The following is a 13071-nucleotide window of genomic DNA, read 5'->3' as shown; positions in this document are numbered from 1 at the left end:
AGCCTCCCGGGGGTGGGTCGATCGGCTCAGCCTAGGCCAGGACGGGACGGCGAATCCTCGGCGCGAGCCGCTGGTGTGACCTATGCTGCGGGAGCAATGAAGGGTTGTCTGCTCGTCGGCGCGATCAGCGTCGCGATGCTCGGTGTGGTTCTCGGGGTCATGGTCTGGGGCATGGAGCGTGGAGCCGACTCCGATGCGGCGTTCACCCGCGCCGCGAAGTCCCAGGTCCTCGACGGCAGGCCGGAGAAGAACTACAAGTACTCACCCTCCAACGGTCAGCAGGTCCGCTACCGCTACACGTTCGGCGGGCAGACGTACACCGACACGGGGTGGGTCTCGCAGACCGCGTGGGAGGAGTTCGGCCTCGAAGTTCGCGTGTGCGTCAACCCCGACGACCCCGCCTCACACGTCGTCATCCTCCGGCCCAACGCCCGTTGCGGAGAGGGGAATGTCGGGGCCGACGGCCATCAGCGCGCCCAGAGGGTCGGGACGGGCCGTGGCTGACGTGCTGAGGTGGGCCGGCGCCGCGGCGGCCGTCACGCTGCTCGCAGGCTGTGGCGCCAACAACCCGTCGACAGGCGATGAGGCGACGACGCCACCCTCGACCGAAGGGAACGCCGTCGGGCCGTTGACCGACGTGGCCGATCCCGGCGACGACCTCCTGGACAACGCTCGACGCGGCGTGGTCCTCACCGGCACCGACACCAACGTCAGCTGGCGCCTCCCCGAGGACTGCTACGAGAGCCTGGACTCCCAACAGGCCGCTTGCGACGCCGACGGCGGGACCTACGAGCTGGTCGTGGGCGGCAAGCCCGGCGTGGACGTCGCCACCGCCGCCGAGGAGCAACTCGCCCGGACGGCGCAGGATGGCCAGTCGACCGAACCGCGGAAGATCACCGTGGGGCGGTTGCGACTTCACCGTGATCGAGTACGGCGGCGACGGGGGGAGCGTCACCACGTTCCTGCACCGGCCTCCCCGGGTGGACGCGACCTACGCGGTCATCTTCACCGCCCCGGACCGGCTGGCCGACGTACCCCAGGAAAGGCTGGACGAGGTCTACCAGATGCTCGGGGCATTGGAGTTCGAGCCGGCCGAGGACTCCCTCGGCTGATCCGCGCTGGTCGGCTACTCGCCTGAGAACTCCGCGCAGGTGGTTCCCGGGTCGGGCAGGCGCGAGTCGTTGAGGTTGTCGGGGTCGACGCAGGTGATGTCGATGTCGGGGAAGACGTCCGGGTCCATCGTCTCCGACCCGCGATAGGCCTGCCCGTCGACTCGATAGGTGTACCGGGCCAGGTCGAGGCTGCCGTCGATGTTGACCTGACGCAGGTTCTCGACCGGCACCTCGAGCGTGTAGCGGGACAGGTCGGAGCGGTTCATCACCAAGAGCCAGAAGGCCCCGCAGAGGAGCCCGAAGATGACCAGCATGAACAGACAGCCGCCGAGGTTGCTCCTCCTGGCCACAGCACTGCCTCACTCCCGAGTCGATGTCTCACCGGTGACCGTAGTCGGTCCCGGGACTGACTAGAGTCACCCCACGACGACGCTGGGAGGCGGAATGCGTGGACGGTTCGTGGGCTCGGCCGTGCTGACGGTCACGCTCGCTCTCCTCTCCGGCTGCGGGTCGAACTCCGACAACCCGTCGGGGGTGACCGGCACCGCCTCGGTCGACCCGGCGGACCCGGGCGAAGACCTCTTGGGAGGGCGAGAGCAGTCCGTGGTCATCGAGGGGACCGACCTCGAGGCCACCTGGCGGCTCCCCGCCGACTACGAGCCCGAGAACGACCAGAAGGCGGTCCTGGACACCGAGGACGCGCAGTACGTCGTGATCATCGGGGCCAAGCCCGGGATCTCCGAGAAGCGCGCGGCCGCCTTCGAGATGAAGGGCGAGGGCGGGAAGCTGCGGACCGCCCGGGAGCAGGTCACGGTCGACGGGCGCCGCTTCACCCTGGTGCGCCAGGACTCCGAGGACCTCAGCGCCTGGATCTACCTGCACCAGCCGCCGAAGGAGAAGGACACCTGGGCGGTGCTGTTCTACGCCGGACAGCCCGCGGCCGACGTACCCCAGGAGCGGCTGGACGAGGCCCTGCAGATCGTCGGGTCCTTCGACCTCGGGCCCGCGCCCGCCGCTGGCTGACGCCCCGGCTCACTGCAGCCGGAGGAACTCCAGGTGCCGCTCGTAGGCGTCCAGGCAGTCGTGGATGACCTGGGCGCGGGTGTAGCCCATGACGTCGTAGTCCTGCCCGCCGTCGGTCAGGTGGACCTCCAGTCGCGCATAGCGGTCGCGGTTGCCGATCATCCGGCCGCCGTACGTCGGCACCGGATGCAGGCCGACCTGGACCCGATAGAGGAAGGGGTGCGGGTCCTCCAGAGTCCGCAGCTCCACGAAGCCGCCGCCGTCGGGGTGGTCCTCGTCGGGCTCGGCCACGCCGCGCTCGCACTCCGCGGCCACCCCGCGGGCGCTGAGCTCTTCGGCGACGTCGATCAGCGCCGGCTCCACGACCCGGGTCAGGTAGGCCTCCGCGTCGTCGAGGTCGACGAAGTTCGTCGCGCGCGCGATCCTCGCCTTCCACGACTCGCGCTCGGTGTGCTCGCCCGGGATGTGGGTCATGTGGTGGGTGGCGCTGCCGGAGTCCATCCGCTGCAGCTCCACGCGCAGTGCCTTGTGCAGGCCGAACATGACCAGCACCAGGACGATCGCGAACGGCAGGCCCATGATGACCGTGGCGTACTGCAGGGCGTAGATGCCGCCCACCGCGAGCACGGCGATGGTCAACAGGCCGGTCGCCGCGGCCCAGACGATCCGCAGCCACGGGGCGCAGTCCTCCTGCACGTGCCGCAGCTGGGAGCACAGGTTGCCCATCACCAGGGCGCCGGAGTCGGCGGAGGTCACGTAGAAGAGCAGGCCCACGAACGTCGCGATGAGCACCACCAGGCCGGCTGCGGGGTAGTCCTGCACCAGCATGAAGAAGCCGCGGCCGTCGTACTCCTGCGCCGCGGCGGCGAAGTCCGCGTCGCCGCCCCGCACGCGGTCCAGGGCCGCGTTGCCGAAGATCGAGACCCACATGACGATGTAGGCGAAGGGGATCACCATCGTGCCGGCGACGAACTGCCGGATCGTGCGGCCGCGGGAGATCCGCGCGAGGAAGAGCCCGACGAACGACGCCCACGCCACCCACCAGGCCCAGAAGAACAGGGTCCACAGGTTCATCCACTCGTTGGCCCCGTCGAAGGCCATCGTGTCCATCGTCATCCCCGGGAACCCGGCGACGAAGTCGCCGACGTTCATCACGATGCCCTCGAGCAGCATCTCCGTCTTGCCGGTGATCAGGACCCACGCGGCAAGACCGAGGGCCAGGATCACGTTCAGCTGGGAGAGGAAGCGGATGCCCTTGTCGACGCCGGTCGTCGCCGAGATGGCCGCCATGGTGACGGCCAGCACGACCAGCCCGATCTGCGCGCCCACGCCCTGCTGGATGCCGAAGAGCTCGCCCAGGCCGAAGTTGAGGAAGACCACGCCGATGCCCAGGCTGGTCGCGACGCCGAAGATGGTGCCGAGCACCGCGGCGGTGTCGACCGCGTGCCCCAGCGGCCCGTCGATCCGCTTGCCGAAGATCGGGGCGAGCGCCGAGCGCACCGCCAGCGGGAGGTTGAGCCGGTAGGCGAAGAAGCCGAGCGCCATCCCCATGAGGGCGTACATGCCCCACCCGGTGATGCCGTAGTGGAACAGCGTCCACACGGTCGCCTCACGGGCGGCCTCGACCGTCTCGGCCTGGCCGGTCGGCGGGGCGACGTACTGCGTGACCGGCTCGACCACGGAGAAGAACATCACGTCGGTGCCGATGCCGGCGGCGAAGAGCATCGAGGCCCACGCGAACGTGGAGAACTCCGGTCGGGAGTGCGCCGGGCCGAGCCGCAGCGTGCCGTAGCGCGACAGCCCGAGGTAGAGCACGAACACCAGGATCGCCGTGCCCAGGGCGATGTAGAACCACCCGAACGCGCCGCCGACCCACACGGTCCAGTTGTAGATCGTGTCGTAGGCGGCCGTGGGCTTCCAGATCGCCCAGCCGGCGACGAGGAGTACGCCGACCATGGCGGCGATGAACACCGGCCACTTCACCGGCGGCTGACCGGGCGGCAGCGGCGCCGAGGGCGGTGTGGGTGAGCCGGCGACGGTCGACGTTGTGGTGGTCATGTGCGCTCCTCGTGGCGGGCAGGTCGGGCACCCGAGGCGCTCGGCGGGTCGGTGGTGGCGTCCCACGCGTTGTTGCGGGGGTCACCCGGAGGATAGAGCGGAAGCCCCTCGCCGTGCCGGTACCACGGGACCTCCAGCGGGTCGAGCGGCGTGTTCCCGGCGATCAGGTCCGCCGCCTTCTCCGCGGTCATCATCACCGGCGCGTAGATGTTGCCGTTGGTGACGTAGGGGAAGACTGACGCGTCCACCACGCGCAGCCCCTCGGTGCCGTGGACCTTCATCGACGCCGGGTCCACGACCGAGGCGTCGTCGGTGCCCATCTTCGCCGAGCAGGAGGGGTGGAGCGCCGTCTCGGCGTCGCGGGCGACCCAGTCCAGGATCTCCTGGTCGGTCTCCACCGACGGTCCCGGTGAGATCTCCCCGCCGCTGAAGGGCGCGAAGGCCGGCTGGTCCAGGATGTTGCGGGCGGCGCGGATCATCTCGATCCACTCCCGCCGGTCGGTCTCGGTGGAGAGGTAGTTGAACAGGATCGAGGGGTGCTCGTAGGGGTCGGCGGAGCGGATGTTCACGTGGCCGCGGGTGTCGGCGTACATCGGGCCGATGTGCACCTGGTAGCCGTGGATGCCGTGCTCGGACTCGGCGGGCTTGCTGCCGTCGTACCGGATCGCGATCGGCAGGAAGTGGAACATCAGGTTCGGCCAGGCGACCTCGTCGTTGGAGCGGATGAAGCCGCCGGCCTCGAAGTGGTTCGACGCGCCGACGCCGCTGCGACCGAAGAGCCACTCGGCGCCGATCCGCGGCTTGTGGTGGTGGGCCAGCCACGGCGCGATCGACACCGGCTGCGTGCTGGAGTGCTGGACGTAGACCTCGAGGTGGTCCTGCAGGTTCTGCCCGACGCCGGGCAGCTCGACCCGGGTCTGTACGCCGGCCGCGGCGAGGACCGCGGGATCGCCGACGCCGGCCAGCTGCAGCAGCTGCGGGCTGTTGAACGCGCCGCCGCAGAGGATGACCTCGCCGGCCTCGACGCTGCGGTGCAGCCGCCCGCCGCGGGTGTAGTCGACGCCGGTGGCGCGGTTGCCCTCCATCCGCACGCCCGTGACCATCGCCAGGGTCTCGACGCTGAGGTTCTTCCGGTGGCGGACCGGGTGCAGGTAGGCGCGCGCGGCCGAGAGCCGGCGGCCGCGGTGCACGTTGCGGTCGAACTTGGCGAAGCCCTCCTGGCGGTATCCGTTGACGTCGTCGGTCAGCGGGTACCCGGCCTCCTGGACCGCCTCGAAGAAGGCGCCGAACAGGGGCGTGTTCGCCGGGCCGCGCTCGAGCACCAGCGGCCCCGACCCGCCGCGCCACGCGTTCGCCCCGGTGCTGCCGTCCTCCAGCAGCACCGTCTCCATCCGCTTGAAGTAGGGCAGGCAGTGCGCGTAGTCCCAGCGCTCCATGCCCTGGTCGCCGGCCCAGCGCTGGAAGTCCATCGGGTTCCCGCGCTGGAAGATCATCCCGTTGATCGAGGACGAGCCGCCGAGCACCTTGCCCCGGGCGTGGTAGACCCGGCGGCCGTTCATGTGCGGCTCGGGGTCGGACTCGTACTTCCAGTCGTAGAGCCGGTTGCCGATCGGGTAGGGCAGTGCCGCCGGCATGTGGATGAACGGGTCCATCCGGAAGTCGCTGCGGCCGGCCTCGAGGACCAGCACCTTCGCCGACGGGTCGGAGCTGAGCCGGTTGGCCAGCGCGGAGCCGGCCGAGCCGCCCCCGACGATCACGTAGTCATAGCGCTCGCTCACTGCGTTCCCTCCTCCTCGCCGGCCGCGTCCCGGTCGGCGAACCAGCCGGCCTTCGCCGGCCGGGTGTTGTGCCAGACGTGCTTGGTCTCCAGGTACTCCTCCAGCCCGGCGCTGCCGAGCTCGCGACCGTTGCCGGACTGCTTGTACCCGCCCCACTCCGCCCCGGCGACGTAGGGGTGGTAGTCGTTGATCCAGATCGTGCCGTGCCGCAGCCGCGCCGCGACCCGCTCGGCGCGACCGGAGTTCTCCGTCCACACCGCGCCCGCCAGGCCGTAGATCGTGTCGTTGGCGATCTTCACCGCCGCGTCCTCCGCCTCGTCGGCGTCGCTGCCGCTGAACGTCTCCACGGTCAGCACCGGGCCGAAGGACTCGTCGTGCACGGCGCGCATGTCGGCGGTGCAGTCGTCCAGGATCGTGGGGAGGTAGTAGTAGCCGTTCTCGTACTCCTCGCCCTCGGGGCGGCGGCCTCCGGTGCGGAGCACCGCGCCGTCCTCGAGCGCCTCGGCGACGTACCTCTCCACCTTCTCCCGGTGCTGCTCGCTGATCAGCGGCCCGGTCTCGGCGTCGGGGTCGAAGGGGCCGCCCAGCCGGATCCCCTCGGCGCGACGTACCAGCTCGTCGACCACCTGGTCGTGGATGCTCTCCTCGACCACCAGGCGGGCGCCGGCCGAGCACACCTGCCCGGAGTCGAGGAAGATCGCGGTGAGCGCGTTGTCGATCGCGGCCGGCAGGTCGGCGTCGGCGAAGATCACGTTCGGGTTCTTGCCGCCGAGCTCCAGCGCGACCCGCTTCACCGTGTCGGCGCCCGCGCGCATGATCGTCTTGCCGGTGACCAGGCCGCCGGTGAAGGAGACCAGGTCGACCCGCGGGTCGGTGGTCAGCGCGGGGCCGACGTCGGCGCCGGCCCCGGTGATGAGGTTGGCGACGCCGTCGGGGAGGCCCTCCTCGGCGAGTGCCTTCATCAGCCATACCGAGGTGGACGGGGTCAGCTCGCTCGGCTTGAGGACGAACGTGTTGCCGGTGACCAGGGCCGGCGCGACCTTCCACGAGGTCTGCAGCAGCGGGAAGTTCCACGGCGTGATGAGCGAGCAGACGCCCACCGGCTCGTGCACGATCCGGCTGGACACGTGCGCGTTGCCGGTGTCGACGACCCGGCCGGCGCCGCTGGTCGCGATGTCGGCGAAGTGGCGGAAGACGCTGATCACGTCGTCCATATCGATCATCGCCTCGACCAGCCGCTTGCCGGTGTCCAGCGCCTCGAGCCGGGCCACCTCCTCCTTGTTCGCCTCGAGCCGGTCCGCGACCCGGCGGACGAGGGCGGCCCGCTCCGGCGTGGAGGTGGAGGGCCAGGGGCCGTGGTCGAACGCCTCGCGCGCGGCGGCGACGGCGTCCCGGGCGTCGGCCTCGCCGGCCTCGGAGACGACCGCGACCTCCGATCCGTTCGCCGGGCAGTTGATGGTGCGGGTCTCCCCGCTCGCGGCGGCACGCCAGGCCCCGCCGATGAACAGCGTCTCCATCGGTCCCTCTCGTGGTCGTGGGTGTGACGTTGCAGTCTGGCAGCACCCGCGCGCCCCCCGCGACCCCTCGGGTGGTGGGGGACGTTTCCCCGGTTCACCGGGTTTCAGTGAACTTGTCGGCTGAAATTTCAGCCGACAAGCGGCAGTTTCGCCGGTGAACCGGTGAAACGTGCGGCCCCGGCCCCCTCACACGACCGGCTGAGCGTGCAGCCGCTGGACCGACCACGAGCCGCGCTGGCGGCGTACTGCCCAGACGGCGACCAGCAGCGCGCCGACCAGCCAGGTGAGCAGCACCGCGAGCGGCACCGCCAGCTCCACCGAGCCGCCGGCGATCACCGAGCGGAACGCGCTGACGGCGTAGCTCAGCGGCAGCCAGGGGTGCGCGGCCTGGAAGAAGTCCGGCGTGCTCTCCACGGGGTACGTCGCCCCCGCGGCCGCCAGCTGCAGCACCAGCAGCAGCATCCCGACGAACCGTCCGGGCGCACCGAGCAGCGCGACCAGCGCGAAGTTGATCGCCACGAACGCCAGGGACGCCGTGATCGCGATCGCCGCGAAGCCGCCCATCTGCGGGATCTTCAGGTCCATGCCCCAGACCATCACCGCGGCGAGCACCCCCACCTGGACCAGCCCGAGCAGCGCCCCGGGGAGGTAGCCCGCGAGCGCGACCCGCCAGGCCGGCGCGCTGGACGCGACCGTGCGCGGGGACAGCGGCCGGAGCACCATGTAGAGCGCCATCCCGCCGACCCAGAGAGCCAGCGCGAGGAAGTACGGCGCCAGCGAGTAGCCGAATGCCGGCACCTCGTTGGCCCGCGACGAGGCCGTCGTGATCGGGGTGGAGACCACGTCGGCGAGCTGCTCGCGCTGCTGCTTGTCGTACGTCGGGACCTCGCCGGCCCCCTCGGTCAGCCCGTTGGCGAGCTTGCGGGAGCCGTCGGCCAGCTGCGCGGAGCCGTCGGCCACCTCGGACGCGCCGCCGGCGAGCCGGTTCGCGCCGTCGCGGGCGTCGGAGGCCCCGGCGGCGAGCTGATCCGCCGCACCGGCCGCCTGCGAGGCGCCGGTCGAGAGGTCCCCGGCTCCGGAGGCGAGCCGGTCGGCCCCGGACGAGAGCCGGTCCGCGCCCGCGGACGCGTCGGCGATCCCGCGCACGAGCGGGCCGGTGCCGGAGGCCAGGCGGTCCAGGCCGTCCTGGAGCCGGGCGCCGCCGGCGGCGAGCCGCTGCCCGCCGGCCTGCAGGTCGCGGCCACCGGAGGCGAGCTCGCCGGAGCGGTCCGCCAGCTCGGTCGCACCGTCGGAGAGGTCCGAGGCGCCGGAGGCGAGGTCGTCGGCGCCGGTGGCCACCTGGTTCGCCCCCGCCTCGAGCGGGTCGAGCCCGGCGGCCAGGCCGCCCGCGCCCTGGCGCAGCTCCCCGGACCGGGAGGACACGGCGGCCAGCCGCTGGCAGAACTCCGGCGCCGCGCCCGAGGCCGCGCAGTTGGCCGACAGCGCGTCCACGCCGCCGGTGTAGGCGGTCACCCCGCCGGCGAGCCGGTCCGCGCCGGCGTTGGCCGTGTCCAGCCCCCCGGCGACCTCGCCGGCCCCGGTGGAGAGCCGGTTCGCCCCGCCCTCGAGCCGGTCGGCGCCGGCGGAGAGCTGCCGCAGCCCGTCGGCGAAGCGGGTCGCGCCGTCGCCCAGCCGGGCCGCGCCGTTGCCGAGCTCGGTCGCGCCGTCGGTGACCTGCCGGGCGCCGTCGGCCAGCGCCTTGGTCTGCGCCGGCAGCTGCGAGGTGCGGTCGTGCATGGTGTCCAGCCCGGAGGAGAGGCGGCCCGCGCCGGCGGAGAGCTCGCTCGCGCCCGAGGAGAGCCGGTCGGCCCCGCCCGAGAGCCGGCCGACCCCGTCGGCGAGCTGCGCCGAGCCGGACGCCAGCTCGCCCAGGCCGTCGGCGAGCTCCGCCGTACCGTCGTCGAGGCGAGCGGAGCCCTTCGCCAGGTCCGCCGCACCGTCGGCGACCGACCCCGCGCCGTCTGAGGCGTCGGCCAGTGAGGTGTGCATGCCGTTGAAGCCGAGATAGACCTGGTCGAGGTACTGCCGGGTCACCCGGTCGCCGGTCTCGTCCATCACGTTCTGCCCGATGGTGTTGGCGATCGAGCCGGAGAGGTAGCTGATCGCGTCGTTGGTCTGCAGGTCCATCCGGGCCGCGCGGGCGGTGTCCGCGTCGTCGGTCGAGGTCACGTCCTTGGACATGTCCTTCGGCAGGGTCAGGACGGCGTAGTAGTCGCCGTCGGCCAGGCCCTTCTTCGCCTCCGCGGCCGAGGTGACCTCCCAGTCGAGGTTGCGCGGGTCGTCGCTGGTGACCAGGGAGCCGGCGATCGCGCGGCCGATCGCGACCGGCTGCTTCTTGCCGTTCTCGCCCTTCACCTGGACGACCCGGTCGTTGTTGACGATGGCCGCGGGGACCTGGTCCATCTCCTGGTTGACGTCGAGGTTCGCCCAGGTCAGCAAGCCGGCGTAGATCGCCGGCACCAGCACCAGGGCCACCAGCACGACCCGGGCCGGGCCGCGGAAGCGGGACAGCTCGGTGCTGCTCATCGGGGGAAGGAAACGCATCAGAGGACCGCCTTCGGGTCGGAGGTCTGCAGGGTCAGGTCGACGACGCGCACGCCGTCGGGAACGGTGTCGGGGTCGGTGGTGACCGCGATGACGGAGGTACGGCGGCCCGCCGCATGCCGCGGCTCGACCGTGCGCACCGCGTGCTCGCAGGCGGCCCACCAGGCCCGCTGCTCGGCGTCGGTGCGGAGCGTGGAGACGTCGTCGGCCACGACCAGCTGCGGAGCCGACGCGAGCGCCAGCGCCAGGCCGAAGAGCCGGCGCTGCAGGTCGGTGAGCTCGCCGACGTCGGTCGACCCGGTGGGGTCGGTCTCGGGCAGGGCGGCCGGGGCCTCGGCCCGGGCGGCGGCCAGGAGGTCGCCGTACAGGCTCAGCGCGGAGCGCAGGCGTCGCCGGCCGACCCACGGACGCAGCGAGGACGCGGCGAGCCGCTCGGCCACCAGGTGCTCCAGGTCCAGCCGCGGGTCGAGGTCGTTGAGCCCGGGGATCTCCGCGAGCCCGACCTCCCGCTGGACCAGCGCCGCCTGCTCGGGCAGCAGCCCGCCGGCCACCTCGACAAGCCCGCCGTTGAGAGGGATCCGCCCGGCGAGCGCGAGGAGCAGGGTGGTCTTGCCCGAGCCGCGGGGGCCGGTCAGCGCGACGACCTCGCCCTGGTCCACGTCCAGCGTCACCTCGTCCAGCACCCGGCCGCGCGGGCCGTCGAGCACCAGCGCCTCGGCGGTCACCACCCGCTGTGGGGCGCTCTCCGAGGGCCGGGTCGCCTCCAGCTGGCGGCGCAGTCCGGCTCCCTCGACGTCGAGGTCGGGCAGCCGCTCGCCGAGCCGCCGGGGGAAGGCCCACGAGCGGTGACCGAGCATCGAGAGCACCGCGGGCACGGCGATCATCCGGATCACGAACGCGTCCGCGGTGACCCCGACGGCCAGCGCGAGGGCCATCGGCTTGATCGTCGCGTCGCCCTCGGGGATGAAGGCGGCGAAGACGCCGATCATGATGATCGCGGCGCCCGCGACGACCGGGGCGGCGGCCACGAAGCCGCGCTCGACGGCGCCCCGGGGATCGCGGGTGTGCGTGTAGTCCTCGTGCATCCGGGCGGTGATGAAGACCTGGTAGTCCATCGCCAGCCCGAACAGCACGCCCATCAGGATGATCGGCAGGAAGCTCAGCACCGGGCCGGTGCGGGTGACGTGCAGCAGGTCGGCGAGGTAGCCCTGCTCGAAGACCAGGCTCACCGCGCCGAACGCGGCCCCGAGGGAGAGCAGGTAGCCCAGCGCGGCGGTGAGCGGGACGACGAGGGAGCGGAACACGATCGCCAGCAGCACGACCGAGAGCCCGACGACCACGACCCCGAAGGGGATCAGCGCGTCCGCGAGCCGCTGGGAGACGTCCAGCCCGACCGCGGTCTGACCGGTCACGGACATGTCGAAGTCGTAGCGGTCCTCCAGCCGGTCCGTCTGCGCCCGCAGTCGCTCCACCAGGTCGGTGGTGGCCGGGTCCTGCGGCCCGGTCTCGGGGACGAGGACGACGACGCCGTACTCCCCCGAGCGGTTCGGCGTGGCCAGCGCCACCCGCTCGACCCCGTCGACGCGCGCGAGGGAGTTGCCGATCTCCTCCATGTCGGCCAGCGGGTCGGTGCTGGAGATCAGCTCCACGCTGACCAGCAGGGGTCCGTTCGCGCCGGGGCCGAACTCCTCGTCGATGATGTCGTAGGCCTTGCGCTGGGTGGTGTCGGTGGGCGAGCTGCCCGCGTCGGGCAGCGCGAGCTGGAGCCCGGCCGAGGGCAGGGCGAGCGCGCCGAGCCCGACCACCACGAGCAGCAGCGTCACCAGCGGCCGGGCGGTGACGACGCGGACCCAGGTGAGCCAGAAGCCGCGGCGCTCGCGGGTCTTCCGCGGAGTACGGCGGAGCAGGCGCCGGCGCGGTGCGCGCCGTGCCTTCGGGGTCAGCGCCGCGCCGGAGAGCCCGAGGAGGGCGGGGACGATGGTCAGGGTGGAGATCACCGCGATCAGCACGCCGGCGGCCGCGGAGACGCCCATGACGCTGAGGAAGGGCAGGCCGACCACGAGCAGTGCGGCGAGCGCGATCATCACGGTCAGCCCGGCGAAGACGACCGCGGAGCCGGCGGTGCCGAGCGCCCGCCCGGCGGCCTCGTCGGGGGCGTGCCCCTCGGCCAGCAGCTCGCGGTGGCGGGAGAGCACGAACAGCGCGTAGTCGATGCCGACGGCCAGCCCGATCATCAGGGCGAGGAGGAGCGCCGAGCCGGGTACGTCGATCAGCGCGGCCGTGGTCATGATCAGCATGACCGTGACCAGCACGCCCGCCACGGCCGAGACGATCGGCATCATCGCCGCCCGGACGGACCGGAAGAGGACCAGCAGCACGACCAGCGCCAGCGCGAGGCCGACGAGCTCGGTGGGGGAGAGCTGCGGCGGCTCGGTGCCGAAGGCGGCGCCCCCCACCTCGGCGGTCAGGCCGGCGTCGCGGGTCGGCTCGAGCGGCTTCTTCAGCGACTCCCGGACGTCGTCGGTCACCTCCGAGGACTGCAGGTCCAGCTGGGCGGTGACGAGCGCGGTGCTGCCGTCCTCGCTGAGGGCGCCGCTGACCTGGTCGTCGTACGGGTCGAGCACGGTGGTGACGTGCGGGACGTCCTCCAGCCGCTGGACCAGCGCCTCGACCTCGCGGCGTACCTCCGGGTCGGTGACCTGCTCGCCCCGCGGCGCCTGGACGACGACGTCGGCGGCGGAGGCGGAGACCTCGGGGAAGCGGATCCCCATGGTGTCCAGCGCCTCCTGCGACTCGGTGCCGGGGACCGTGTAGACCTCGGAGGTCTGGCCACCCGCGGTCAGGGTGAGGCCGCCGAGCGCGGCGATGACCACCAGCGCGCCGGCCAGGACGAGCCAGGCGTGCCGTGCGGCGCCGCGGCCGAGGCGGTAGAGGCTGAGCGACACGGTTCCCTCCGAGGTGTGATGCAGCCGGTTTCGATACACGAATGTATCGGATACA

General features: G+C 72.3%; 9 protein-coding genes. 3 read left to right on the top strand and 6 right to left on the bottom strand.

Annotated features, from left to right (window positions below):
- Nucleotides 1-96 precede the first annotated feature (96 nt).
- Complete coding sequence (locus K8W59_RS18145; RefSeq protein ID WP_223396352.1) at nucleotides 97-504, top strand: DUF3592 domain-containing protein; 408 nt, start codon at nucleotides 97-99, stop codon at nucleotides 502-504.
- Nucleotides 505-920: 416 nt separating this feature from the next.
- Nucleotides 921-1112, top strand: a complete 192-nt coding sequence (locus K8W59_RS18140) for a hypothetical protein (protein WP_223396351.1) — start codon at nucleotides 921-923, stop codon at nucleotides 1110-1112.
- A gap of 14 nt (nucleotides 1113-1126) precedes the next feature.
- On the opposite strand, the gene K8W59_RS18135 is transcribed toward K8W59_RS18140, so the two are convergent.
- Nucleotides 1127-1462: a hypothetical protein gene (locus tag K8W59_RS18135; protein WP_223396350.1), complete on the bottom strand. Its 336-nt coding sequence runs from the start codon at nucleotides 1460-1462 to the stop codon at nucleotides 1127-1129.
- Between the two features lie 94 nt (nucleotides 1463-1556).
- Here K8W59_RS18135 and K8W59_RS18130 point away from each other — a divergent pair, with 94 nt between their 5' ends.
- A complete protein-coding gene (locus K8W59_RS18130; RefSeq protein WP_223396349.1) occupies nucleotides 1557-2135 on the top strand; it encodes a hypothetical protein in 579 nt (192 codons plus the stop codon).
- A 9-nt stretch (nucleotides 2136-2144) separates the two neighbouring features.
- On the opposite strand, the gene betT is transcribed toward K8W59_RS18130, so the two are convergent.
- From betT to K8W59_RS18105, 5 genes are all read right to left on the bottom strand, one after another.
- Nucleotides 2145-4193 carry a choline BCCT transporter BetT gene (gene betT / locus K8W59_RS18125; RefSeq protein ID WP_223396348.1) on the bottom strand — a complete coding sequence of 683 codons (2049 nt, stop codon included), beginning with the start codon at nucleotides 4191-4193 and terminating at the stop codon, nucleotides 2145-2147.
- The gene (betA, locus tag K8W59_RS18120) at nucleotides 4190-5971 is read right to left on the bottom strand and encodes a choline dehydrogenase (protein ID WP_223396347.1); all 1782 of its coding nucleotides are present in this window, start codon (nucleotides 5969-5971) and stop codon (nucleotides 4190-4192) included. The genes betT and betA overlap by 4 nt, the downstream gene beginning before the upstream one ends.
- The gene (locus K8W59_RS18115; RefSeq protein WP_223396346.1) at nucleotides 5968-7488 is read right to left on the bottom strand and encodes an aldehyde dehydrogenase family protein; all 1521 of its coding nucleotides are present in this window, start codon (nucleotides 7486-7488) and stop codon (nucleotides 5968-5970) included. Before K8W59_RS18115 ends, betA begins: the two co-directional genes overlap by 4 nt.
- Before the next feature lie 186 nt (nucleotides 7489-7674).
- Complete coding sequence (locus K8W59_RS18110; RefSeq protein WP_223396345.1) at nucleotides 7675-10053, bottom strand: YhgE/Pip domain-containing protein; 2379 nt, start codon at nucleotides 10051-10053, stop codon at nucleotides 7675-7677.
- A gap of 17 nt (nucleotides 10054-10070) precedes the next feature.
- Nucleotides 10071-13016: an MMPL family transporter gene (locus K8W59_RS18105; protein ID WP_223396344.1), complete on the bottom strand. Its 2946-nt coding sequence runs from the start codon at nucleotides 13014-13016 to the stop codon at nucleotides 10071-10073.
- Nucleotides 13017-13071 lie beyond the last annotated feature (55 nt).

Origin of the sequence: Nocardioides rotundus, assembly GCF_019931675.1 — a bacterium.
GTDB classification, from domain to species: Bacteria; Actinomycetota; Actinomycetes; order Propionibacteriales; family Nocardioidaceae; genus Nocardioides; species Nocardioides rotundus.
Note: the sequence above shows the minus strand (reverse complement) of the source record. Positions and strands in the feature narration are given on the sequence as shown.